We start from the raw sequence: 25,723 nt of genomic DNA on the forward strand, positions 1-25,723 counted from the left end.
GGAGATTATGGAGTATTCTCATGAAATCATCATGCCAAACGATGATATCCCGTTTAAGATGTTTGTTTTTGAAGGTAGGAACGGCAACTACATGCGTGAGAAGCACTGGCACCGTTCCATAGAGATTTTCGCGCTTTTTGAGGGGGAGCTGGAATTCTATGTCAATGAGCTGAGGTATTCCCTGAAGCCGGGAGAATTTATGCTCGTAAATTCTAATGAGATACACTCCATACACTCTCCGAAGAAGAATATGACGATCGTGCTCCAGATTCCGCTCTCTACTTTTGAGAAGTATTATACAGAGGAACGGTTCATCTATTTTTCCCACAGTTCAAGGCTGCAGGACGAGGAAGTCATGAAGCTCATCGGGGATATGTACGGGACATACGCGAAAAAGAAATGCGGCTATGAATTGAAGGTGCAGAGCCAGTTCTACATGCTCATCTACCTCATGGTCACGAAGTATAGAGAGACGGACGTGGACGGCGAGATGGTGAAGCACAACAGGAAACTGAACAAGCTCTCCACGATAACAGCATATATGAAGGACAATTACGCCAGGGACCTGTCTCTTGACAGCCTGTCGCAGACGTTCGGCTATTCCCCGACATACCTGTCCAGAATGTTCCAGAAATATGCGAGGATGAACTATAAGACATACCTGGACAACCTGAGGCTGGAGCATGCCTACAAAGACCTCGTCAATACGGAACAGGCTATCGGAGAGATAGCCATACAGAACGGCTTCCCTAACAGCAAGGCGTTCTCAAAGGTCTTCCAGAAGAAATACGGGATGCTCCCGAGCGAATTCCGAAAAGAATATAAGGCTTGATTTACCGTATTAAGTGGACCACCGATGCTGGCAGTAACATGCCAGCTCGTTTTGTTTTTACGTAGGTATGTGGTCTGGCTCCCGTACGAAAAAGTGGATATAGGCGTGCATGCGGAAAAAGGCAAAAAAAGACCATAAACAAGCCAAATAATTGGTCGTAGCAACATATAAAAATTGTTATAATTCATTATATAACAATACCGTTTTCGGAGGGTGCGATATGGAAATAAAAAATGTAAACGATGAATCTTTTAAAGCATACGGCCATGTGATGGCGGAATATGACGTATGCAGGCTGCGAAAGGAGATGGAGCATACGCCGCTTCCCACGGACGGTGTCATCTATGTGCCGTCTGTGGAAGAGCTGGAGGCGCTTCCGGCAGCAGAATGCTTCCGGGATATGGCATACGGAGGGCTTCCCATACAGGTGGGCTACTGCAACGGCAGCAACCACGCGCTCAATGCGCTGGAATACCACCGGTCGTCAGAGATCAACATCGCTGTTACGGATCTGATCCTTCTGCTCGGCAGGCAGCAGGACCTGGAGGATGACTACACGTATGACACTTCAAAGGCAGAAGCATTTTTCGTACCTGCGGGTACCGTGATAGAAGTATACGCGACTACGCTGCATTATGCGCCGTGCACGGCGTCCGGCAGCGGGTTCCGGTGTGTCGTGATACTGCCGAAAGGTACGAATACGGAGCTGGACTTCCTCGTATCCAAGGAGGGGGAAGGCAAGCTCCTGGCCGCGAGGAACAAATGGCTGATCGCCCACAGTGAAGCGGAGATAGAAGGTGCTTTCTGTGGACTGAAAGGAACCAATATCACTGTATAGATAACAATTTATCAACAAGGAGGATTCAAAAACATGAACAACATGCCAGAAGTAAAAATCGGGGTCGTAGCCGTAAGCCGCGACTGTTTCCCGGAAAGCCTGTCGGTGACAAGAAGGCAGAATCTGATGAAAGCCTACACGGAAAAGTACGGAGAGGAAGGCATCTACGAATGTCCGGTCTGTATCGTAGAGAGCGAGATCCATATGGTGCAGGCGCTGGAAGATGTAAAGCAAGCAGGCTGCAACGCGCTGGTCGTATATCTCGGCAATTTTGGCCCGGAGATATCAGAGACGCTGCTCGCCAGGCACTTTGAGGGACCGAAGATGTTTATCGCCGCTGCGGAAGAGACAGGAGATAATCTCGTGCAGGGAAGAGGGGATGCCTACTGCGGCATGCTGAACGCCAGCTACAACCTGAAGCTTAGGAATGTGCAGGCATACATCCCGGAATATCCGGTAGGGGATGCATCCGACTGTGCGGACATGATCCACGAGTTCGTTCCGATCGCTAAGGCCCTTGTCGGACTGAGCAGCCTGAAGATCATCAGCTTCGGTCCCCGTCCGCTGAATTTTCTGGCCTGCAATTCACCTATCAAACAGCTCTACAATATGGGCGTGGAGATTGAGGAGAATTCGGAGCTTGATCTGTTCGAAGCATTTCACAGACATGCCGGGGATGAGAGGATCCCCGCCGTCGCAAAGGAGATGGAAGCGGAACTTGGCGCAGGCAATAAGAAGCCGGAGATACTGAATAAGCTGGCGCAGTATGAGCTGACGCTGAAAGACTGGGTGGAAGAGCACCGGGGATATCGTAAATACGTCGCCATCGCCGGTAAATGCTGGCCCGCATTCCAGACACAGTTCGGTTTCGTCCCATGTTATGTCAACAGCCGCCTGACGGCCCAGGGCATCCCGGTATCGTGCGAGGTGGACATCTACGGTGCCCTGAGCGAATTCATAGGTACGGTGGTGAGTGGAGACACGGTGACGCTTCTGGATATCAACAATACGGTGCCGAAGGATATGTACGAGCAGGAGATAAAAGGGAAGTATGACTACAGCCTCCAGGATACGTTCATGGGGTTCCACTGCGGCAATACGGCTGCCGGCAAGCTGTCCTTCTGTGAGATGAAGTATCAGATGATTATGGCTAGGACCCTTCCGGAAGAAGTGACGCAGGGGACGCTGGAAGGGGACATCATACCCGGAGAGATTACGTTCTACCGCCTGCAGAGCACGGCTGACAATATACTTCGGGCTTATATCGCGCACGGCGAGGTACTGCCGGTGGCGACAAGGTCATTTGGCGGCGTAGGCGTATTTGCCATCCCGGAGATGGGGCGGTTCTACCGCCACGTACTGATCGAGGGAGGCTATCCGCACCACGGGGCCGTGGCATTCGGCCATTACGGGAAGGCACTTTTTGAAGTGTTCAAATATATAGGTGTTCCGGTGGAGGAGATTGGCTATAACCAGCCGGCCGGAGTGAGATATCCTACAGAAAATCCATGGAGGTAGCGTCATGTTGTACATAGGAGTTGATTTGGGAACATCGGCAGTAAAGCTTCTGCTGATGGATGAAGAAGGAAATATAAAGAATATCGTATCCAAAGAGTACCCGCTGTTTTTCCCGCATCCGGGCTGGTCCGAGCAGCATCCGGAAGACTGGTTTGAAAAGTCGGTAGAAGGGATCAAAGAGCTGACGGAAGGGTTCGACAGAGGAGAGGTAGCGGGCATCAGCTTCGGCGGACAGATGCATGGCCTGGTGGCACTGGATGGCAGCGACCACGTCATTCGACCTGCGATTCTCTGGAACGATGGCAGGACAGGGGAAGAGACGGATTACCTGAACGAGGTCATCGGTAAGGACAAGCTGTCGGAGTATACGGCAAATATCGCGTTTGCGGGATTTACCGCCCCTAAGATTCTCTGGATGAAAAAGCATGAGCCGGAGAACTTTGAGAAGATTGCGAAGATCATGTTGCCGAAAGATTATCTCGCATACAAGCTGTCCGGCTCTTTCTGCACGGATGTGTCGGATGCGTCGGGCATGCTGCTCATGGACGTGGAGAACCGCCGCTGGTCGGCTGAGATGCTTAACGTGTGCGGGATAAGTGAAGAGCAGCTTCCAAAGCTCTATGAGAGCTATGAAGTTGTGGGCACCTTAAGGAAGGAAGTGGCAGAAGAGCTTGGGCTGCGCGCTGAAGTCAAGGTGATAGCCGGTGCAGGAGACAACGCGGCCGCGGCAGTCGGTACAGGAACAGTAGGAGACGGCATGTGCAACATCTCTCTCGGCACATCCGGAACGATATTCATATCAAGCAGGAAGTTCGGCGTGGACGAGCATAACGCGCTGCATTCCTTCGCACATGCGGACGGGAACTACCATCTCATGGGATGTATGCTGAGTGCGGCCTCCTGTAATAAATGGTGGGCGGAAGATATACTGAAGACCAAGGATTACGCTGCAGAGCAGGAAGGGATCCGTGCGCTTGGCGAGAACAACGTCTTCTATCTGCCTTATCTGATGGGAGAGCGTTCCCCTCACAATGATCCGAGAGCAAGGGCCATGTTCATCGGCATGTCTATGGACACGACGAGAGAAGATATGACGCAGGCAGTGCTCGAAGGAGTGGCATTCGGACTCCGTGATTCGCTTGAAGTGGCGAGAAGCCTCGGCGTCAATATAGAGCGTACGAAGATATGCGGCGGAGGTGCAAAGAGTCCTCTCTGGAAGAAGATCATAGCCAATGTCATGAATATGAAGGTGGATGTGATAGAGAGCGAAGAAGGGCCGGCACTCGGCGGTGCCATGCTGGCGGCGGTCGGATGCGGGGAGTACCCGGATGTAGAGACGATCGCGCGTAAGATTGTAAGAGTGGTAGACACGGTGGAGCCTGAGCCGGATCTGGTTGAGAAGTACGAAGAGAAGTACAGCCGGTTCAAAAAGATATATCCGACAGTGAAAGGCCTATACCAATAAGAAGCTGTACGATAATGACGGCAGGAATGCCGATACGGAAGCGGGCGTGCTTTGTTTTGTGACGAAAACAGAGCATGCCCGCTTCTGCGCCCAGGCTGCCTCCGATAAGAGCGGCGAGCAGCAGCGTTTTCTCCGGAATGCGCCATTGCCGACGGACGGCTCTTGACTTGTCCATTCCAAAGAGCGTGAATGCTAGCATATTTACACATATAAGATAAAATAATACATATGTCATAATCGTGTCCTCCAAGGCGCATTTTAACATATAGATATGGTCCCTGCAATGTGTAGGCGCAAATAGATGCAAGTTACCTGTGGAAAATCAGATCCGGTTATGATAGAATTATCTGGTACACAGGGCCCGCAGGGCTGAAACAAAATATCGGAAATAAGGAGCAGAGTTTATGGATAAGATATATGATGTGACGGCACTTGGCGAGATGCTGATTGATTTTACGCTGAATGGACAGAGCAGCCAGGGGAATAATATGTTTGAGGCATGTCCTGGGGGAGCGCCGTGCAATGTACTGGCCATGCTGAACAAGACGGGCAAAAAGACAGCCTTTATCGGAAAAGTGGGGCAGGACCAGTTCGGACGCCTCCTGAAGGATACGATAGACGGTCTTGGGATAGAGACCAAGGGGCTTATCCTGGATGAACAGATTCACACGACGCTGGCCTTCGTACATACATTTCCTGACGGAGACCGCGAGTTCTCCTTTTACAGGAAGCCGGGGGCAGATATGATGCTGACGGAAGAGGAAGTGGATTATGACCTGATCCGCCAGTCGAGGGTATTTCATTTTGGGACGCTTTCCATGACGGACGAACCGGTGAAGAGCGCGACAAAGAAAGCGCTTGACGTAGCCAAGGAGGCAGGATGCCTCATATCGTTCGATCCGAATCTGCGCCCGCCGCTCTGGGATTCTCTTGACGATGCGAAGAAAGCTATGGAATTTGGATTCCAGTATTGTGACATACTGAAGATATCAGATAATGAGATTCAGTTCGTGTCAGGAAAAGAAGACTATGATGAAGGCATACTATATCTGAAGGAAAAATATAAGATTCCGCTTATCTTCCTCACGATGGGAAAAGACGGAAGCAGGGCATACTATAAAGGTACCCGCGTGGAACGCAAAGGATTCAGCGTCAAGGCGATAGAGACGACAGGGGCCGGGGATACGTTCTGTGGCCTGAGCATCGGGGGAATACTGGATTATGGACTGGATATGCTGACGGAGAGCCAGCTCGGCAATATCCTTACATATGCCAATGCAGGCGCCGCCCTTATCACGATGAAGAAGGGCGCTATCCGTTCCATGCCGGAGCCTGCGGATATCGAGGCATTGATACACAAGTAAAATTGCGAAGGAAATATTATGGGATTACGACGAATGCTGGCCGTCTGGGCGGCAAAAATTACAGAAAAAGCAAGTGTTCATATCTTTCACCGGCAAGGTGTGACGTGGGCCGGGAAGATTGCGCTCAGAATATGCCCGTCTGTCCTGAAAGAGCTGTCAGGGCAGGTGAGGAAAGGTATCTTTATCGTATGTGGCACAAACGGAAAGACGACGACGAACAATATGCTCTGTGCCGCACTGGAGGCAGAAGGAAATAAAGTGATATGCAACCATACAGGCTCTAATATGCTTAACGGCGTTGTAGCCGCATTTGTGCTCGGGGCAGGAAATGGCGGCCGCCTGGATGCAGATTATGCCTGCGTCGAAGTGGACGAGGCATCTACAAGAAGAGTATTTCCACATTTCAAGCCTGATTATATGGTGCTGACCAATCTGTTCCGTGACCAGCTGGACCGATACGGAGAGATTGATATTACGATGAATATATTAAAAGAAGCGATGGGCTCCGCTCCTGAGATGAAGGTGGTCGTGAACGGGGATGACGCCCTGTCCGCATACCTTGCCATGGAGAGCGGCAACCCGTATATCACATATGGAATCAGCGAACAGGTGATGGAGGACAGCGGTTCGCAGGAGATACGGGAAGGCCGCTTCTGCAAGAAGTGCGGCGCGCCGCTCGCGTACAGATTCTACCATTACAGCCAGCTCGGCGATTACGCGTGTACCGGATGTGATTTCATGCGGCCCGGCATACGGTTCGACGCGTCCGAAGTTGAAGTGGGGGACCGGCTCGCCTTTACGGTTGAGGACAGGAAGATTACGGCAGATTATAAAGGATTCTATAATGTATATAATATTCTGGCGGCTTATGCGGCAGGCAGGACGGCCGGTCTTGAACTGGAACATTTCAATGATATGCTTGAAAAGTTCAATCCCGAGAACGGCAGGATGGAGAAGTTCCAGATAGGCAGAACCGGTGTCATCCTGAACCTTGCCAAGAATCCGGCGGGATTCAACCAGAACATCTCTGCAGTTATGCAGGATGCGTCCCGGAAAGATATTATCATCGTGATCAATGACAATGCCCAGGACGGTACAGATGTGTCCTGGCTCTGGGACGTGGACTTTGACCGGTTTAAGGAAGATGACGTCAATTCCGTAACCGTCAGCGGCATCCGCTGCCACGACATGGGGCTGCGTCTGAAATATACGGACATTCAGAATGCAATAAAGGCCGATGTAGAAAAGGCCATACGTGAACGGCTGGATAATGGCTGCGGCAATCTGTACGTACTTGTCAACTATACTGCGCTTTTCAGTACAAGAAATGTGCTTAAGAGGCTGGAGGAGGAGAAATGATGGATAAGAAAGACATGAAGCTGACTATCGGACATCTCTATCCGGACCTTCTGAACCTGTACGGCGACCGCGGCAATATCGCCTGCTTGATGAAGCGGTGTGCATGGAGGGGAATTGAAGCACAGACGGTTGAATTTAATACCGGGGATGAGATTGACTTTCAGGACCTTGATATCGTCCTGCTCGGCGGAGGCTCCGACAGGGAACAGAGAATCGTATGTAAAAATCTGCTCGCCATCCGGGAACAGTTCAAAGGATATGTAGAAGATAACGGAGTAGTCATAGCTGTATGCGGCGGCTACCAGCTGCTCGGCAAGTATTATAAGACAGATGAAGGGCCGATTGAAGGGCTTGGCCTTGTGGACATATATACGGAACAGGGAGAAGGAAGGCTGATCGATAATATCGTGCTGGAAAGCAGCGTGTGTGAGATGCCTGTGGTCGGCTTTGAAAATCATGGAGGCAGGACATTTATCAATGACAACACGCCATTTGGCAAGGTATTGTACGGTGCGGGAAATGACGGGGAGAGCGGCTGCGAAGGGGTCGTATATAAGAATGTGATTGGTACGTACCTCCACGGCCCGCTGCTGCCTAAGAATCCGCAAGTCTGCGACTGGCTCATACAAAAAGCGCTGGAGCGCCGGTATGGGGCCACGGAGCTGGAACCTCTGGATGACAGCCGGGAGAAGGAGGCAAACGAGTATATTTACCACAGATTTGTAAAACAATAAAAGCAGGGACCTCTCAGGAACCTGCCTGTTCTTCGTCGCGCAGTTCCAGCAGATGGATACACTTCAGCACGTCTCTTTTTGACTCGGAGGAAAGGCCGCGGTACCGTTCCAGGAAGTTCCGTTCTGTGACGGGTTCCGGTACGGACTGCGACGGTGTCAGGCTGATCGTCTCTTCACCTTCAAGCAGATAATCGATGGACACATGAAAGAGGCTGGCAAGCGCAGTCAGCTTTTCGTGTGAAGGCTGCCTGTTTTTTGTCTCGTATCCGGCGATAGTAGAGCGCGCCACGTTGAGCCGGCGGGCGACATACTCCTGCGTCATCTCATTTTTCAGACGCAGGGCTTTCAACCTTTTATCAAATGACATACCGCTACCTCCTCTGCATTATGAGCTTTATTTTAGCAAGTGTTCCCGGAAAGTAGAGGATATGTGTCGAATATCAACAAAATGTTGCGGCAAAGTTCCTATACGGAACATAAATGGATGGCGTTGACATGAGAAGGGAAACAACCTATAATTTAATTAAGCAGAAATAAATGAACCGAGAGGATTATGATAGATGATAATTGCAAAAAATGATGAGGCTAAAAGAAGTAAGATTTGGACAGTAGTGACGCTGGTCAGTTCCGTGTTGATCGTATTGATTGCGGTATTCCTTCTGACAAAGCTGTTCACGACAAACCCGCTGGAAGGCACATGGGAGGATGAGGACGGGAGCTATGTCCTGTCCATCAAAGGAAATAATTCTCTGACCGTGAATGTCCCGGCCCTTGCCGAAGATTACGACGCGGACATCAAGATGGATTATGTGCTTGATAAGGATGAAAAGACGGTTACGATCAAGATGAATGAGGCCGAGGTGAAGAAGGCGGTGGAACGTTCTGACGGGATGCTCACGGAGGAGACGCTTGACAACGCGCTCAGTTCGGTAACTACTACGTTTGGCTACAGCGTGGACAGAGATACCCTGACGCTGACGGAACGAGAATATGGCGAACAGATGCTGTTTACGAAAAAATAATAGGATCAGATATCCCTCTATTGACGCCGGGAAAGGAAGGTGAAGGATAGAGGGGTTTTATTTTGCAGGAGGTGTGCTATGAAGAGAGAAGAGACGAAAAAGATACAGATCGGGAGTGTGCCCATAGGAGGTGGCAGCCCGGTGGCGATACAGTCTATGACGAATACGAGGACCGAGGATGTCAAAGCTACGATAGGCCAGATCCTGTCGCTTGAGAGTGCCGGCTGTGATATTATCCGCTGTGCTGTGCCTTCTATGGAGGCGGCCGGGGCGATTTCCTGCATCAAGAGACAGATACATATACCGCTCGTGGCTGATATCCACTTTGACTACAGGCTGGCGATAGCGGCTATCGAAAACGGTGCGGACAAGATACGTATCAATCCGGGCAATATAGGAGGGCAGGACCGGGTAAAGGCGGTGACGGACAAGGCGAAAGAATACCATGTCCCGATCCGTGTCGGTGTCAACAGCGGATCCCTGGAGAAGCAGCTGCTTGTAAAGTATGGCGGGGTTACAGCGGAAGGGCTTGTAGAAAGCGCCATGGACAAAGTGCATATGATTGAGAGGATGGGGTACGACGAGATTGTGGTGAGCATCAAATCATCAGACGTCATGATGTGTGTAAAAGCACATGAACTCATAGCGGAACAATGCCCATATCCGCTGCATATAGGCATCACAGAATCAGGTACGCTGCTGTCCGGCAACATTAAGTCTTCCGTCGGTCTTGGAATCATCCTGAATCAAGGTATCGGCGATACGATACGGGTATCCCTCACCGGTCCTCCGATAGAAGAGATTAAAACGGCCAGGCTGATCTTGAGGACGCTCGGCCTCAGGAAAGGCGGTATAGAAGTCGTATCCTGTCCTACGTGCGGCAGGACAAAGATAGATCTGATCGGACTGGCCGACAAGGTAGAACAAATGGTGGCGGACATCCCGCTTGATATCAAGGTGGCTGTCATGGGCTGCGTCGTCAACGGACCCGGTGAAGCGAGGGAAGCAGACATCGGAATCGCCGGAGGAATCGGTGAAGGGCTGCTCATCAAAAAGGGTGAGGTCGTGAAAAAAGTGAAGGAAGAAGAATTATTGGAGACATTGAGACAGGAGTTGTTGCATTGGGATGAGTAAGTCATTTTTTGAAGTATTTCCTACATTGAAGACGGATGAAGACATGAAGATGCTGTTTTCCGGGGTAGAGGTCCTCAAAGTGGCGACCAACTCGGACAGGGAGTTTATCAGAGTGCATATACTGAGCCGCCATCTGCTCCAGAAGAGACGGATCTATGAGATGGAGAAGATGCTGAAGGACCAGCTGTTCGGACGCAGCAGGATCAGGACGGAGCTGGTCGAGCGCTACGAACTGTCCGGACAGTATACGCCGGAGAACTTGATGAACGAATATGTGGACAGCATGATTCTGGAACTGAATGAGAGAAGCGTCGTAGAGCGCAGCATGCTGCAGAGCGCCAGATATTCTTTTGAAGATGGCAGTATACTCTGTCTGGAATTGACGGATACGATTGTTGCCAAAGGAAAGAAGGAATCGCTTACCTCATATCTGGAGCACGTGTTCAGGGAACGATTCGGGCTTAAAGTGGAGGTCCGTGTCGCCTACCAAGAGGCGAAAGACAGCAAGCTGAAATACAATGAGGCGAAGATCCGCCAGGAAGTGGAAGCAATCCTTGAACATTCGGCTGCCGTGCATCAGGAGAAAGCTGAGCAGAAAAAGGAGGCGGAAGAAAAGAAGGAGGCTCCTTCAAAGTCTGGCAGGCAGGAGAAGAAGGACAAGTATTCCTTTGGAAGCTATAAGAAGCCGTCCGACGACCCGAGCCTAATCTGGGGAAGAAATTTTGACGATGAGACGATCGAGCTGGAACAGGTCGTAGGAGAGATGGGAGAGATTACCATCCGAGGCAAGGTCATCAGCTTTGATACGAGGGAAATCCGAAACGAAAAGACGATTGTCATGTATGCCGTCACAGACTTCACAGATACGATTACCGTGAAGATGTTTGTAAGAAACGAGCAGCTGCCGGACATACTGGCAGATATCAGAAAAGGTGCGTTTCTGAAGATAAAGGGAGTCACTACGATCGACAAGTTTGACGGAGAGCTGACGATAGGTTCTGTCACGGGCATCAAGAAGATTGCGGACTTTACGGAGTCAAGAAAGGACACCGCGCCGGAGAAGAGGGTGGAGCTTCACTGCCATTCCAAGATGAGCGATATGGATGGAGTGACGGAAGTGAAGGATCTCGTAAAAAGGGCGCATGACTGGGGGCATAAAGCGATTGCCATCACCGACCACGGCGTGGTGCAGGCATTCCCGGACGCTAACCATTATATTGAGACGCTGGACAAAGAGGACCCGTTTAAGGTCATATACGGGGTGGAAGGATATCTCGTGGACGACCTTACCGATGTCGCGGTGAATGAAAAGGGACAGACGCTTGATGATACGTTCGTCGTATTTGACCTTGAGACGACAGGATTCAGTTCTATCAAAGATAAGATTATCGAAATCGGAGCAGTGAAGGTAGAGGGAGGCAGGATTACAGATAAGTTCAGCACTTTTGTCAATCCGAAGGTGCCGATTCCGTTCCGCATCACACAGCTCACGAGTATCACGGACCAGATGGTCATGGATGCGCCCACGATTGAGACGGCACTGCCGGAATTCCTGAAGTTTGTCGGGGATGCGGCCCTCGTAGCGCACAACGCCGGATTTGATGTCGGGTTCATAGAGCAGAACTGCCGATATATGGATAGGATACCGGACTTTACATCTGTAGATACGGTAGCCATGGCCAGGATATTGCTGCCCACGCTGTCCAAATTCAAGCTGAACGTCGTTGCCAAGGCGCTGAACATCTCGCTTGAGAACCATCACCGTGCCGTGGACGATGCAGGTGCCACCGCGGAGATATTCGTCCGGTTCGTCGATATGCTGAAGGAGAGGGATATCCATACGCTGGGCAAGCTGAACCAGTTCGGCTCATCGAATGCCAACGCGATTAAAAAGCTTCCGTCGTTCCATGTCATCATACTGGCTAAGAATGAGGTTGGCAGAGTGAACCTGTATACGCTCATATCCAAGTCCCACCTGGACTACTTCGGCCGGCAGCCGAGGATTCCCAAGAGCGAGCTGTCCAGATACAGGGAGGGGCTCATAGTGGGCAGCGCCTGCGAGGCAGGAGAGCTGTACCAGGCGCTTCTGGACGATAAGAGCCAGGAGCGGATTGCGCGTATCGTGAACTTCTATGACTATCTGGAGATACAGCCGCTCGGCAATAATAAATTTATGATTGCCAGCGAGAGGGTCTCGAAGATACGGTCGGAGGAAGACATAAAGAATATGAACCGGACGATCGTCAAGCTGGGAGAGAAGTTCGGAAAACCCGTCGTGGCGACGTGTGACGTCCATTTCATGGATCCGGAGGATGAGGTATACCGGAGGATCATCATGGCGGGCAAGGGGTTCACGGATGCCGACGAGCAGGCGCCGCTGTATCTGCGCACGACGGACGAGATGCTGGCCGAATTTGAATACCTCGGCTCTGCAAAAGCAAGGGAGGTCGTGATTGACAATCCAAATAAGATTGCAGATTCTGTGGAGAAGCTATCTCCTGTCCGTCCCGACAAGTGCCCTCCTGTCATTCCGGATTCCGACCAGATGCTTCGGGATATCTGTTACAACAAGGCCCGTTCCATGTATGGGGATGAGCTTCCCGAGGTCGTTACGGAACGGCTGGAGCGGGAACTGAACTCAATCATATCCAATGGCTTTGCCGTAATGTATATCATAGCCCAGAAGCTTGTGTGGAAGTCCAATGAGGACGGATATCTGGTAGGATCCCGTGGCTCGGTAGGATCTTCCTTTGTCGCGACGATGGCAGGCATAACGGAAGTCAACCCGCTCAGCCCGCACTACTACTGCAAGAGCTGCCATTACAGCGATTTTGATTCCGAAGAAGTAAGGGCATATGCAGGAGGGTGCGGCTGGGATATGCCGGATAAGATGTGCCCCGTATGCGGGGAGAAGCTCGTAAAGGACGGCTTTGATATCCCGTTTGAGACGTTCCTCGGTTTCAAGGGCAACAAGGAACCAGATATCGACTTGAACTTTTCCGGGGATTACCAGAGTAACGCGCACAAATATACAGAAGTCATATTCGGGGACGGGCAGACGTTCCGCGCGGGCACCATTGGCACGCTTGCCGATAAGACTGCCTTTGGCTATGTTAAGAATTACTTTGAAGAGCGGGAACAGAGAAAGCGTAACTGCGAGATTGACAGAATCGTACAGGGATGTACCGGAATCCGAAGGAGTACCGGTCAGCATCCGGGAGGGATCATCGTACTTCCGCTCGGCGAGGATATCAATTCTTTTACGCCGGTACAGCACCCTGCGAATGATATGACGACAGATATTGTCACGACACATTTTGATTATCATTCCATTGACCACAATCTGCTGAAGCTCGATATCCTCGGCCATGATGATCCGACCATGATTAAGACGCTGGAGGAGTTCATAAGCTCGCCGGCGATGGAGAATGAATACGACGAGACGGACAACCGTTTTGACGCGACGAAGATTCCGCTGGACGACAAAGGCGTCATGTCACTGTTCCACGATACGTCCGCGTTAGGAATCAAGCCGGATGACATCGGTGGATGTCCGGTAGGATGCCTCGGCATCCCGGAATTCGGTACGGAATTTGTCGTACAGATGGTCGTGGACACGAAGCCGCAGACGCTGTCGGACCTGATTCGCATATCCGGCCTGTCCCACGGTACGGACGTGTGGCTCAACAACGCCCAGGAACTTATCAAGAGCGGCAAGGCGACCATCTCTACCGCTATCTGTACCCGTGACGACATCATGACTTATCTGATCAACAAAGGGATGGACAGTGAACTTTCTTTTACCATCATGGAAAAGGTCAGGAAAGGCAAAGGGCTTACGCCGGAATTTGAAAAGTCGATGAAAGAGGCGGACGTGCCGGACTGGTATATCTGGTCGTGCAAACAGATCAAGTACATGTTTCCGAAAGCCCATGCCGCCGCATATGTCATGATGGCATACCGCATCGCCTACTGCAAGATCAATTATCCGCTTGCATATTACGGCGCCTATTTTGGAATCCGGGCAGATGCCTTTTCCTATGAATTGATGTGCCAGGGAAAGGAAAAGCTGAACTATTATATCAATGATTATAAACGCCGTTCTGATTCGCTGAGCAAGAAGGAACAGGATACGATGAAGGATATGAGGATTGTCCAGGAGATGTACGCGAGGGGCTATGAGTTCATGCCGCTTGACATCTACAGGGCGAAGGCTTCCAAGTTCCAGATTATCGACGGAAAGCTTATGCCGCCTCTTTCCAGCATAGACGGCATGGGAGACAAGGCGGCCGAGGCAGTGGAAGAAGCTGCGAAGGACGGTCCGTACCTCTCCAGGGATGATTTCCGGCAGCGCACGAAGGCCAGCAAGACAGTCATCGACTACATGGCGGATATGGGGCTGTTCGGAGATATTCCGGAGTCCAACCAGCTGTCCCTGTTCGACTTGAGCATGTAAAGGTGGTATTGAATCAGATGAGTGGAAATAACAGATATAAAGGAATCTTATATATTGTACTTTCGGCGTTCTGCTTTGCGCTCATGAACATGTTCGTGCGGCTCTCCGGCGACCTGCCTTCTGTACAGAAGAGCTTCTTCCGTAACCTGGTGGCATTTTTCTTTGCCTTTGTCATAATAAGGCGGGAGGCTATTCCGCTGAAATGCAAAGCGGGGAACTTAAAGCTGCTGCTGCTTCGCTCGCTGTTCGGTACGCTTGGCATACTCTGCAACTTTTACGCGGTAGACCATCTTGTGCTGGCCGACGCGTCGATGCTCAATAAGATGTCTCCGTTTTTTGTCGTCATCTTCAGCTTCTTCATCCTGAAGGAGAGGGTGACGGTACTACAGGCGCTTTTTGTGGCTGGAGCATTTGCGGGCAGCCTGTTCGTCATCAGGCCGACGTTTTCCAATATGGACCTGCTTCCGTCCCTGATCGGGCTGGCAGGCGGCCTCGGGGCAGGAGCGGCATATACGTTCGTGCGGAAGCTGAGCCTCAGGGGGGAGAAGGGACCGCTCATCGTCTGCTTCTTCTCGGCGTTTTCCTGCCTGGTGACGCTGCCGTTCCTCGTATTCGGCTTCCATCCGATGGGAGGGATGCAGGTGCTGATGCTTCTGCTCGCTGGCCTTGCTGCCGCGGGCGGACAGTTCGGCATTACCGCGGCTTACGGCCATGCACCGGCGCGGGAGATATCGGTGTACGACTATTCCCAGATCATTTTTTCCGCCCTGCTCGGTTTCTTCATCTTCGGCCAGATACCGGACATCTTAAGCTGGCTTGGCTATCTGATCATCTGTGCCATGGCGGTTCTCATGTTCTTCTATAATTTAAAGAGAGAAAAGTAACAAAAGCAGGCAGCCTGCCGCTTATCCAGCTTTTCAACGTGGGACAGGGGATTCGCCTTGAGGGGGACTCGGATATCATGCTCGAACCGGGCTGGCTCTATCTTGTGGACTATATATTTCTGGCAACACCGGAACCGCAGGGATATATGCAGATAGTTCCAAGGATCAACCGGAGCTTAAGAGGGCTGTATTCTTTCTTTGCTCCGGCAGGGACAGAGCGGAATGCTTCCGCGTCCGGCAGTTTTACGACGAATGAGGCGGCTGTCTCGGAGGCACGGCTGTCCTTTCATCTTACGTAACCGGCAACGACACGGAACATAGATATATCGGGCGCCGTATCGGTCACGCCACTGATCCGGATAAGAAACAGCGGAAGCTGACTTGACTTTTACAGGCAAGTAAGCTATGCTGATTAAAGTAACGAAAGAATTGTAAAAGTAAGGGAGGCGAACCTGCATGGATGGTCATTCGGGACGAAGTTGCAACTTGATGATGACAATCGGATATGGCATGTACGTGGAGTCTGCCCTTTTAGAAGCGTTCTTTTGATAGAAAGTACGTCTTTTGTTCGTATAGATTTATTATAGAGCCAGGCTTTATATTGTGCTGTCTGTCCGGTACCAGGGCGGGCAGCATTTTTCTGTCCGGGACAAGGAGGCGCAAGATGATAAGAAACACACTGAAAGAACTGCTGTATGCAAAGAAGTATAAAGAGATCCATGACATGCTGGTAGCGTATAACCCGGTCGATCTGGCAGAACTTCTGATGGAACTGGATGATTCGGAGCTGGCGGCCATATTCCGCATGATAGACAAGGAGAAGGCCGCGGAGGTGTTCTCCTATATGGAGGATGACCAGAGACAGACACTGCTTAAAGGCTTCACGAGCCAGGAGATATCCTACATTCTGGATACCATGTACACGGACGATGCGGTGGATTTCCTGGAAGATATGCCGGCCAACGTAGTAACGAAGCTTCTGGAACACGTAAGCGGGGAGACACGGGCCGATATCAACCGGCTGCTGAAGTATCCGGAGGACAGTGCGGGAAGCATCATGACGGTAGAGTATGTGGAGCTGTCTCCCGAGATGACAGTCGGCCAGGCGCTTGCTAAGATCCGCCGGGTCGGAATCGAGAGCGAGACGGTATATACATGCTACGTGGTGGAGCGCAAGAAGCTTGTCGGCATTGTGACCGCCAAATCGCTCATGACAAATGCAGAGACAGTCCAGATCGCGGATCTGATGCAGGATAACTTTATTTCTGTACGGACAACCGACGATCAGGAGGATGCTGCGAAGCTGTTCCGCAAGTATGGCCTCATAGCGATACCGGTTCTGGATCATGAGGAACGGCTTGTCGGCATCGTGACGTTTGACGACGCCATCGGAGTCCTTACGGACGAGACGACGGAAGATATGCACAAGATGGCAGCCATGACGGCAAATGAAGACTCCTATCTTAAGACAGGAGTGTTCCGGCATGCCAGGAACCGCATCGGCTGGCTTTTGTTCCTGATGTTCTCGGCTACTATAACAGGCACCATCATCACCCGGTATGAAGCGGCAATCGCTGCCGTCCCCCTCCTCGTATCATTTATCCCGATGCTTACCGATACAGGAGGCAACTGCGGTTCTCAGAGCTCCACGCTCGTCATACGGGGCCTGGCGGTTGATGAGCTGCACTTTAAAGACCTGTTCACCGTCGTATGGAAGGAATTCCGGGTATCCCTCGTAGTGGGAACGGTGCTGGCCGCCGCCAACGGTATCCGGATCTATGTCATGCAGAGGGATCTGGGACTGGCGGCAGTGATAGGCATCTCTCTAATAGGCACGATAATCGTGGCGAAGATGGTAGGCTGCATGCTGCCGATCTTCGCAAAACAGCTCAGGCTGGATCCGGCGATTATGGCGGCACCGCTCATCACGACGATAGTGGATACATGCTCCATCATCATCTTCTTCAAGATCGCGACAATGGTGTTCCATCTGTAAGGCAGGAACCCGACCGGGCGGAAAATAAAAAAAGAAAGGCGGCTGCTTATTATGAAAATAGACAGGCTGATAGGAATCTTATCTGTGCTGCTGCAGCAGGAAAAGGTGACGGCCCCATATCTGGCAGAAAAGTTCGAAGTGTCCAGAAGAACGATCAACAGGGACATTGAGGATCTGTGCAAGGCCGGAATACCGCTTGTCACCACGCAGGGAAGCGGAGGCGGCATATCCATCATGGAAGGTTACAAGCTGGAGAAGACGCTTCTCACTTCCTCAGAGATGCAGGCCATACTGACAGGGCTGAAAAGCCTGGACAGCGTGGCAGGGACGAGCAGGTACAGACAGCTGATGGATAAGCTGGATGTAAGGAGCACTACGCTTGCATCCAACAGCCATATACTCATAGATCTGTCCTCCTACTACAGATCGACACTGGCACCGAAGATAGAAAAGATACAGGACGCGATAGAAAACCGGAGATATATCGCTTTCCGCTACTATGCGCCTAAGGGGGAGAGCGTCAGGAAGATCGAGCCGTGCCTGCTCGTGTTCCAGTGGGCGTCATGGTATGTCCGGGGGTATTGCCCGGACAGGAAGGACTACCGTCTGTTCAAGCTGAACCGCATGCTGGAGCTGGAAGTGCTCCCAGAGCAGTTTGCACAGCGGGAGGCAGAACCCTATGAACTGCAGGCAGATTCGGCATACGACAGGCACATACCGGTGAAAGCTGTATTTGCTCCTGAGATGAGATGGAGGCTTATCGAAGAATATGGAGCGGACAGCTTTGAAGAACAAGAGGACAAAAGGCTGCTGTTCCGGTTTGATTTTGCCGATGAGGAGAATATATTCAGCTGGATTTTAAGCTTTGGTGACAAGGCGGAGCTGCTGGAACCAGTGGAACTGCGCGGCCGCCTTCTCAGTCTCGCAGATGGGATTCTCAAGAAGTATAGAACCGACCGGAGGTGCGGAGATTCAGGCAGAAGATGCACAGGTAAATGACAATTTGCAATATAGAATACGTTTGCTCCCATGATTTCACATTGAAATATGGGAGTTTACTTATTATAATTGAAGTTATAACTTGCGGGCGGCCGCTTGGAGAAAAAATACAAGAAGGATGGATGATGACGATGAGAAGACCAAAACGGGAAATCAAAGATATGGCAGAGATATGCAAGGTGATAGACGAGTGCAGCGTATGCAGGATAGGGCTGTGTGACAAGGGCGGCGTGTACATAGTGCCGATGAATTTCGGCTATATATGTGAGGACAGGAAGCTTACCTTCTACCTTCACAGCGCCAGGGTCGGAAGAAAGATAGAAGTGCTCAAGGAGAATCCGGACGTAGGCATTGAACTTGACTGCAGGCATGGGCTTGTGTCTGCCGACAAGCCGTGCAGCCACAGCTTCTGCTTTGCAAGCCTTATCGGCACAGGCAGGGCTGTCATAGAGGAGGACGCGAACGAAAAGCGGAAGGCGCTCAAGGTAATCATGAAGCACCAGACAGGAAAAGACTTTGACAGCTTCGACGAGAAATGGATCAATGCCGTGGCGGTCATAAAAGTAGAGCTTGAGGAATATGCATGCAAGCACCACGATGGGACCAACTGATGAAAACGAGGTGATTGTATGTGGATCGTAACGGCCATATGTGCGGCGTTATCCATAGTGCTGCTGTCCGGGAGGGGCAGCTTTCTCATAGCAGGCTACAATACGGCTGATAAGAAGGAAAAAGAGAAGTATGACGAGAAGAAGCTCTGCCGTGTCATGGGGGCGGGCATGTCCGTCATAACAGTCATATTTCTGCTCTATACAGGCGGGAGGCTTTAAGAACAGCGAGTTTGGCGCATATCATCTATACTCCTATACGGACTGCGATGCATATGTCGTCATGGACACTGCATATGGAACGGTCGTAATTAACGGAAAGACGCCTTCAGAGACGAGGCATCTGTATCAGGAAATTTCAGAAAGGGCTGATTTTTTCACAAATTAATGCTTTAATCCGCGAAAGTAATGTGCTATACTAAAAAAAGCATGTATGGTATGAAGGAGGAAATAACATGATTTGGGCGAAAGAAGAGACCCTGCCGAGAGCTGAGATAGAGGATATCCAGCTTGATAAGCTTAAGGAGACGGTGCGCTACATCTATGGAAAATCAGCGCCGTACCGTAAGAAGATGGACGAGGCGGGCGTAAAACCTGATGATATCAACAGCCTGACCGATCTGCAGAAGCTTCCATTTACATATAAGGCGGATTTCAGAGACAATTATCCCATGGGACTATTTGCGGTTGATAAGAAGGAACTGGTGCGTTTCCACGCAAGCTCCGGTACGACCGGTAAGCCCACGGTAGTAGGATATACGAAGAAGGATCTGGACGTATGGCTCAATAACGTGGCAAGGATTGCCTGTATGGGCGGCGCCACGCCGGACGATGTGGCGCAGATCGCTTTCGGATACGGGACGTTTACAGGAGCGCTCGGGCTCCACGGCGGTCTGGAAATGTTAGGGGCCTCTGTCATCCCGATGTCTTCGGGCAATACGAAGAAGCAGATCATGTTCATGCAGGATATGGGCACGACGCTCCTCGTAGCGACCCCGTCCTATGCGCTGCACCTTGGTGAAGAGATCAGGGCGAGGGGGATAGACCCTTCCAGAGACCTGAAGGTGCATATAGGGCTGTTCGGCGGCGAGGGTATGACAGAGCCGATGAGAGACGAGATGCACAAGGTGTGGGGGGAGCAGTTCCTGTGTACCCAGAACTACGGTATGAGCGAGCTGTGCGGCCCTGGTGTGGCGGGTGAATGCGAGAGCCTGTGCGGCATGCATGTGAACGAAGACTGGTTCATACCGGAGGTGATCGATCCTGAGACGGGAGAGGTGCTCCCGCCGGGCGAACACGGGGAACTGGTCGTGACCTGTCTCGGAAAAGAGGCGCTTCCGCTTGTGAGATACCGTACCGGCGACCTGACCAGGCTGATGTATGAACCGTGTGCGTGCGGCCGGACGACCGTTCGGATGGAGAATCTGTCCGGGCGTTCGGACGATATGCTTGTCATCCGAGGCGTCAACGTATTCCCGACACAGATTGAGGAAGTCCTGCTCCAGGTTCCTGAGATAGGACCCCATTACGAGATTGTCGTAGAGCGGAAGAACCGTCTGGATGTGATGACGATAACGGTAGAACTGATAGATGACCGGCTTCTGGACAGCTACAGCAAGCTGAGCGAGCTGGAACAGCGGATTAAGAAGGGACTGAAGGCGCAGCTTGGCCTTGCGACCCAGATTAAGCTTGTCGCCCCATATTCTCTGCAGAGATTCGAGGGGAAGGCCAAGAGAGTAACCGATTTGAGAAAGGATGGACTATAAGATATGTCAGAGGGAAAGAAAGTAGTAATGCTCGGCAATGAAGCCATTGCCAGAGGGGCATATGAAGCAGGGGTGAAGGTGTCTGCGGCTTATCCGGGCACGCCGAGCACGGAGATCAGCGAGTATCTCGTCCGGTATAAAGATGACTTGTACTGTGAGTGGTCGCCGAATGAAAAAGTAGCGACAGAGGTGGCGATTGGAGCCTCCGTCTCAGGGGTGCGTTCCATGGCCTGTATGAAGCATGTCGGATTCAATGTGGCGGCCGACCCGGCTTACACCGTATCGTATATGGGGGTGAATGGGGGGATGGTCATCGTCGTGGCTGACGACCCGGGGCTGTACAGCTCCCAGAATGAGCAGGATACCCGTATGGTGGCCCGCGCGGCACAGCTGCCGGTTCTGGAGCCGTCCGACAGCTCTGAGGCGAAGGAGTATATGAAGACGGCGTTTGAGCTGAGCGAGAAGTTCGACCGTCCTTTCGTATTCCGTATCACGACAAGACTGGCACATTCCCAGGGACTTGTAGCGCTTTCGGACCGTGAGGAGATAGAAGACCGGCCTTATGTAAAGGACGTCAAGAAGACAGTCATGATGCCGGGCAATGCAAAACTCCGGCATGTGGAGATCGAGAAGAGGAACCTGGAGCTGGCAGAAGCCGCGGAGACGCTTCCCATCAACACGGTAGAGCTCAATGATACGAAAATAGGAGTCATCACGAGCGGCATTCCTTACCAGTATGTGAAAGAGGCGATGCCGGAGGCATCCGTGCTGAAGCTCGGCATGGTCAATCCTCTGCCGCGGAAGATGATAGAGGACTTTGCGTCCAGAGTAGATAAGCTTTATATCGTGGAAGAGCTTGACCCTGTCATCGAGGAGCAGGTGAGGTCATGGGGCATAAAGGCCATCGGAAAAGAGATATTTACCGTACAGGGCGAGTACAGCGCCAACATGATACGCACGGCGGTTCTCGGGCAGGAGCTTGAGATCGCGGCTCCGAAGCCGGCGCCGATGCGTCCGCCGATATTATGTCCCGGATGTCCGCACCGGAGCGTGTTCTATGTGCTCCAGAAGCTTAAGTTGCACGCTGCCGGAGATATCGGATGCTATACGCTCGGAGCGGTTGCCCCGCTGAGCGTAGTGGATACTACGATATGTATGGGGGCGAGCATCTCCAGCCTCCACGGGATGGAAAAAGCGAAGGGAAAAGAGTATATCAAGGACTGGGTTGCAGTGATTGGTGATTCTACCTTCTTACATACCGGTGTCAATTCCCTCATGAACATGATGTACAACAATGCGACAGGAACGGTCCTGATCCTCGATAATTCCACGACCGGTATGACCGGACACCAGGACCACGCGGCAACGGGAAAGACGCTGCAGGGAGACCCGACATATGCGATTGACATACCGGGACTGTGCCGGGCCATAGGAGTAAAGCATGTGGTCGAAGTCAATGCATTTGACATAGGGACTCTTGAAAGTGCCATCAAAGAAGAGACTGCCAGAGATGAAGTGTCCGTCATTATCACGAAATCACCGTGCGTGCTGCTGAGCAAGGCCAGAAAGCCTGTCTACACTGCTCATGAAGACAAGTGCAGGAAATGCGGGATGTGCATGAAGCCGGGGTGTCCGGCCATGACGAGAAATGAGGACGGAACGATATATATCGACGATACGATGTGTACCGGCTGCGGCTTGTGCGAGGAATTATGCAAGTTCGACGCGATAGAATTAGTAAAGGCAGGTGACAGGTAATGACGGCAAAAAATATTATGATAGTTGGTGTGGGCGGCCAGGGAACGCTGCTCACAAGCAGGATCCTCGGAGGACTTGCGATAGACCTGGGCTATGATGTCAAGCTTTCCGAAGTGCACGGAATGGCACAGCGGGGCGGAAGTGTCGTCACATTCGTCCGCTATGGCGATAAAGTGGCAGAGCCGATCGTAGAAGAGGGCCTGGCAGATATCATCATCGCCTTTGAGCGGCTTGAGGCCTACCGGTACGCGCATTATCTCAAAAAGTACGGAACCCTCATTGTAAATGACTGGAGAATCGATCCTATGCCGGTTGTCATCGGCGCTGCAGAATATCCGGACAATATATTGGAAGAGCTCAGCAAAGAGTACAGGATGTACAGCGTCAATGCTACAGAGGAATCCAGGAAGCTCGGCAATTCCAGAGTATTCAACATGATCGTGCTCGGCATCGCGGCCAGGCACATGGACTTTACCAAAGGACAGTGGTACGATGTGATAGAAAAGACAGTGCCGCCGAAAACGGTTGATATAAACAAGCAGGCGTTTGATGTGGGATATAATCTGGAAGCCAGATAAAAGCCCCCGGCGTACCTGATTAAAATTAAGGAGGTGTGGTATGATCAGGCAATTATCAGTATTCGTGGAGAACAAGCCGGGAAGCCTTATGGATGTTACGTCTCGTCTCACAGAGGCGCACATTAATATCCGGGCTGTCGCGTCTTTCGACACACCGGAGTTTGGTATCCTTCGTCTCGTAGTCGATAAGCCAGCAGAGGCGAAGGGGTGTTTGACTGAAAAGGGATTTGTCGTCAGGCTTCATGACGTCATAGGCGTGGAGCTGGAAGATAAGAAAGGCAATCTCAATCAGATGTTGGCTATACTTGCAGAAGGCAGAATAAATGTAAACTACATCTATTCATTTGTAATCCGCGAAGGAAAAGCGCCGGTTCTGGTATTCAGTACGGATGACTATGAAGGAGCAGCTCAGATTCTTAAGGATGCAGGTGTGAAGATGGTAGAGGAATCGGATTTATAAAGATTAAGAATAGGAGTAGATAGACATGGCAGGAGTAGCATTAAAAGACTGGAAGGAAAAGATCAGAGACCCGAAGATAGAATGTATGAGCAGGGATGAGATGAGCGCGCTTCAGAGCGGGCGTCTCGTACAGCAGGTAAAGAACGTATATGAGAATGTGGAGTTCTACCGGAAGAAGATGGATGAGATCGGAGTAGAGCCTGGTGATATCAAAGGTATCGAAGATATCGGCAAGCTCCCGTTCACGACAAAGGAGGACCTGAGGGACAACTATCCGTTCGGGCTTCTGGCGGTTCCTCAGGAGAAGATTGCAAGAGTGCAGGGGACATCCGGGACGACCGGGAAGCTTACCCTGGCTTCCTATACGCAGAATGACGTGGACGTGTGGGGCGAATGTGTCGCAAGAGGGCTAACGATGGCAGGGCTTACAGAGGCCGACCGCATCCACGTATGTTACGGATATGGCCTGTTCACAGGAGGCATGGGTCTGGATCTTGGGGCGAAGGCGCTCGGGGCGATGGCGATACCAATGTCATCCGGCAACACGAAGCGCCAGCTCATGTGCATGGAAGACTTCAAAGCGACGGCATTCGCCTGCACGCCGTCCTATGCACTCTATCTGGCGGAGGCGGCGCAGGAAGCCGGAATCGTGGACCGTCTCCAGATCAAGGCGAGCATCAACGGTGCGGAGCCGTGGACAGACGAGATGCGCAAGAAGATCGAAGGCATCCTGCATATCAACAGCTTCGATATCTACGGGCTGTGCGAGATCACAGGACCAGGTGTTGCCATGGACTGTATCCACCACAAAGGGCTTCACGTGTACGAAGACTATTTCTACCCTGAGATATTGAACCCGGGAGATGACACCCCGTGCGCGGACAGAGAAACGGGAGAGCTTGTATTCACTACGCTTGCCAAAGAAGGCATGCCGCTGATCCGTTACAGGACGAAGGACCTGACCAGCATCGAATACAGTACGTGCGAATGTGGAAGGACGCTGCCGAGAATCCAGAAGTTCACTGGACGTACGGATGATATGAAAGTCATCCGCGGCGTCAATGTATTCCCGACCCAGGTAGAGACAGCGCTGCTCTCGATGGGAGGCGGCGTGGCACCTCATTATCTGATGATCGTGGAACGGGAGAACAATCTCGATGTCCTGACTGTTATGGTAGAGGTGGATGAGCGATACTTCTCAGACGAGATCCGTAAGCTGGATGAACTGAAGAACAAGGTCGGAGCCGCATTGAAGCAGGCGCTTGGCGTATCCGCCAGAGTGAAGCTGGTAGAGCCTAAGACGATAGAACGAAGCGAAGGCAAGGCGAAGCGTGTCATCGACAAGAGAGACTTGTAAGAAGGAGGGGAAAAGAGATGGGTATGAGTAATACAGTACAGCAGTTATCAGTATTTTTGGAAAACAGGGAGGGCCGACTAGACGAAGTGCTTGCCATACTTGCGGAAGGCGGGGTAAATATTGTAGCTTTGAGCCTGGCAGATACATCTGATTACGGAATGCTCCGCATGATTGTGTCTGATCCCCACAAAGGAAGGGCGGTTCTGAAGGAGGCGGATATTACGGCTATGCTGACAGACGTAGTTGCGCTGCGGGTGCCTCATGCTACCGGTTCCCTGAGCAAAGCGATGCACCAGATCGTGGAAGGCGAAGTGAATATCGAATATATGTACGCATTTGCCAACGGAAGCGATGCCGCGGCAGTGCTCAAAAGCGACGACCCGGCGAGGGTCATCGATATCCTGAAAGGCAGCGGATTTGACGTGTACAGTGCAGATGAGGCTTACAGGGCGAATGTGTAAAGACAAAAAAGAGGGATGTCATTTCGACATCCCTCTTCTCTTAATCTCATTTCATGTATTACTTTTTAATATCTAAATCAATCTTTCAAGTCTTGTTTTATATATAAAAAGGTACATCCAAATTCTGATTAATG

Annotated in this window: 24 protein-coding genes; 22 read left to right on the plus strand and 2 right to left on the minus strand. The window is 51.4% G+C overall.

Going from position 1 to position 25,723, the window contains the following annotated elements; all coding sequences use genetic code 11:
• The first annotated feature begins 7 nt into the window (after window positions 1–7).
• From E1963_RS11015 to xylB, 4 genes are all read left to right on the plus strand, one after another.
• Window positions 8–832, plus strand: a complete 825-nt coding sequence (locus E1963_RS11015; protein WP_132277927.1) for an AraC family transcriptional regulator — start codon at window positions 8–10, stop codon at window positions 830–832.
• A gap of 220 nt (window positions 833–1,052) precedes the next feature.
• Window positions 1,053–1,670: a DUF4867 family protein gene (locus tag E1963_RS11020; protein ID WP_132277929.1), complete on the plus strand. Its 618-nt coding sequence runs from the start codon at window positions 1,053–1,055 to the stop codon at window positions 1,668–1,670.
• 33 nt (window positions 1,671–1,703) lie between these two features.
• Window positions 1,704–3,188: an L-fucose/L-arabinose isomerase family protein gene (locus E1963_RS11025; RefSeq protein ID WP_132277931.1), complete on the plus strand. Its 1,485-nt coding sequence runs from the start codon at window positions 1,704–1,706 to the stop codon at window positions 3,186–3,188.
• 4 nt (window positions 3,189–3,192) lie between these two features.
• Window positions 3,193–4,653 (plus strand): xylulokinase, encoded by a 1,461-nt coding sequence (gene xylB, locus E1963_RS11030; RefSeq protein ID WP_132277933.1) that lies wholly within the window; start codon window positions 3,193–3,195, stop codon window positions 4,651–4,653.
• Here xylB and E1963_RS11035 read toward each other — a convergent pair.
• The gene (locus E1963_RS11035) at window positions 4,613–4,888 is read right to left on the minus strand and encodes a DUF1294 domain-containing protein (protein ID WP_132277935.1); all 276 of its coding nucleotides are present in this window, start codon (window positions 4,886–4,888) and stop codon (window positions 4,613–4,615) included. The genes xylB and E1963_RS11035 overlap by 41 nt on opposite strands.
• Window positions 4,889–5,057: 169 nt before the next feature.
• On the opposite strand from E1963_RS11035, the gene E1963_RS11040 reads away from it, so the two are divergent.
• From E1963_RS11040 to E1963_RS11050, 3 genes are read left to right on the plus strand one after another with little or no spacing between them, the layout of a single operon-like run.
• Complete coding sequence (locus E1963_RS11040; RefSeq protein WP_132277937.1) at window positions 5,058–6,017, plus strand: carbohydrate kinase family protein; 960 nt, start codon at window positions 5,058–5,060, stop codon at window positions 6,015–6,017.
• An 18-nt stretch (window positions 6,018–6,035) separates the two neighbouring features.
• Complete coding sequence (locus tag E1963_RS11045) at window positions 6,036–7,376, plus strand: MurT ligase domain-containing protein (protein WP_132277939.1); 1,341 nt, start codon at window positions 6,036–6,038, stop codon at window positions 7,374–7,376.
• A 14-nt stretch (window positions 7,377–7,390) separates the two neighbouring features.
• A complete protein-coding gene (locus E1963_RS11050) occupies window positions 7,391–8,110 on the plus strand; it encodes a type 1 glutamine amidotransferase (RefSeq protein ID WP_066581309.1) in 720 nt (239 codons plus the stop codon).
• A gap of 13 nt (window positions 8,111–8,123) precedes the next feature.
• On the opposite strand, the gene E1963_RS11055 is transcribed toward E1963_RS11050, so the two are convergent.
• Entirely contained in the window at window positions 8,124–8,477 is a 354-nt protein-coding gene (locus tag E1963_RS11055; protein WP_132277941.1) for a helix-turn-helix transcriptional regulator, read from the minus strand.
• 193 nt (window positions 8,478–8,670) lie between these two features.
• Between E1963_RS11055 and E1963_RS11060 the strand changes: the two genes are divergently transcribed.
• The 15 genes from E1963_RS11060 (at window position 8,671) to E1963_RS11130 (ending at window position 25,589) form a co-directional block, all read left to right on the plus strand.
• Entirely contained in the window at window positions 8,671–9,132 is a 462-nt protein-coding gene (locus tag E1963_RS11060) for a hypothetical protein (protein ID WP_132277943.1), read from the plus strand.
• 78 nt (window positions 9,133–9,210) lie between these two features.
• Window positions 9,211–10,266, plus strand: a complete 1,056-nt coding sequence (gene ispG, locus E1963_RS11065; protein ID WP_132277945.1) for a flavodoxin-dependent (E)-4-hydroxy-3-methylbut-2-enyl-diphosphate synthase — start codon at window positions 9,211–9,213, stop codon at window positions 10,264–10,266.
• A complete protein-coding gene (locus E1963_RS11070; protein WP_132277947.1) occupies window positions 10,259–14,722 on the plus strand; it encodes a PolC-type DNA polymerase III in 4,464 nt (1,487 codons plus the stop codon). Before ispG ends, E1963_RS11070 begins: the two co-directional genes overlap by 8 nt.
• A gap of 17 nt (window positions 14,723–14,739) precedes the next feature.
• Entirely contained in the window at window positions 14,740–15,606 is an 867-nt protein-coding gene (locus tag E1963_RS11075) for a DMT family transporter (protein ID WP_132277949.1), read from the plus strand.
• Window positions 15,607–15,644: 38 nt separating this feature from the next.
• Entirely contained in the window at window positions 15,645–15,905 is a 261-nt protein-coding gene (locus E1963_RS11080; protein WP_243117686.1) for a hypothetical protein, read from the plus strand.
• 365 nt (window positions 15,906–16,270) lie between these two features.
• A complete protein-coding gene (gene mgtE / locus E1963_RS11085; RefSeq protein ID WP_132277951.1) occupies window positions 16,271–17,602 on the plus strand; it encodes a magnesium transporter in 1,332 nt (443 codons plus the stop codon).
• 51 nt (window positions 17,603–17,653) lie between these two features.
• The gene (locus E1963_RS11090) at window positions 17,654–18,601 is read left to right on the plus strand and encodes a helix-turn-helix transcriptional regulator (RefSeq protein WP_132277953.1); all 948 of its coding nucleotides are present in this window, start codon (window positions 17,654–17,656) and stop codon (window positions 18,599–18,601) included.
• Window positions 18,602–18,732: 131 nt separating this feature from the next.
• Window positions 18,733–19,212, plus strand: a complete 480-nt coding sequence (locus tag E1963_RS11095; RefSeq protein ID WP_243117687.1) for a pyridoxamine 5'-phosphate oxidase family protein — start codon at window positions 18,733–18,735, stop codon at window positions 19,210–19,212.
• A gap of 18 nt (window positions 19,213–19,230) precedes the next feature.
• Window positions 19,231–19,431: a DUF3784 domain-containing protein gene (locus E1963_RS11100; RefSeq protein ID WP_132277957.1), complete on the plus strand. Its 201-nt coding sequence runs from the start codon at window positions 19,231–19,233 to the stop codon at window positions 19,429–19,431.
• A gap of 233 nt (window positions 19,432–19,664) precedes the next feature.
• On the plus strand, window positions 19,665–20,975 hold the full coding sequence (locus E1963_RS11105) for a phenylacetate--CoA ligase family protein (RefSeq protein ID WP_132277959.1): 1,311 nt from the start codon (window positions 19,665–19,667) through the stop codon (window positions 20,973–20,975).
• Window positions 20,976–20,978: 3 nt separating this feature from the next.
• A complete protein-coding gene (gene iorA / locus E1963_RS11110; protein ID WP_132277961.1) occupies window positions 20,979–22,733 on the plus strand; it encodes an indolepyruvate ferredoxin oxidoreductase subunit alpha in 1,755 nt (584 codons plus the stop codon).
• Window positions 22,733–23,311 (plus strand): indolepyruvate oxidoreductase subunit beta, encoded by a 579-nt coding sequence (locus tag E1963_RS11115; RefSeq protein WP_132277963.1) that lies wholly within the window; start codon window positions 22,733–22,735, stop codon window positions 23,309–23,311. The genes iorA and E1963_RS11115 overlap by 1 nt, the downstream gene beginning before the upstream one ends.
• A gap of 40 nt (window positions 23,312–23,351) precedes the next feature.
• On the plus strand, window positions 23,352–23,771 hold the full coding sequence (locus E1963_RS11120) for an ACT domain-containing protein (protein ID WP_132277965.1): 420 nt from the start codon (window positions 23,352–23,354) through the stop codon (window positions 23,769–23,771).
• 25 nt (window positions 23,772–23,796) lie between these two features.
• Window positions 23,797–25,128 (plus strand): phenylacetate--CoA ligase family protein, encoded by a 1,332-nt coding sequence (locus E1963_RS11125; protein ID WP_132277967.1) that lies wholly within the window; start codon window positions 23,797–23,799, stop codon window positions 25,126–25,128.
• 17 nt (window positions 25,129–25,145) lie between these two features.
• The gene (locus E1963_RS11130; RefSeq protein ID WP_132277969.1) at window positions 25,146–25,589 is read left to right on the plus strand and encodes an amino acid-binding protein; all 444 of its coding nucleotides are present in this window, start codon (window positions 25,146–25,148) and stop codon (window positions 25,587–25,589) included.
• Window positions 25,590–25,723: the final 134 nt, after the last annotated feature.

It is taken from the genome of Extibacter muris, from assembly GCF_004345005.1.
Lineage (GTDB): Bacteria > Bacillota > Clostridia > Lachnospirales > Lachnospiraceae > Extibacter > Extibacter muris.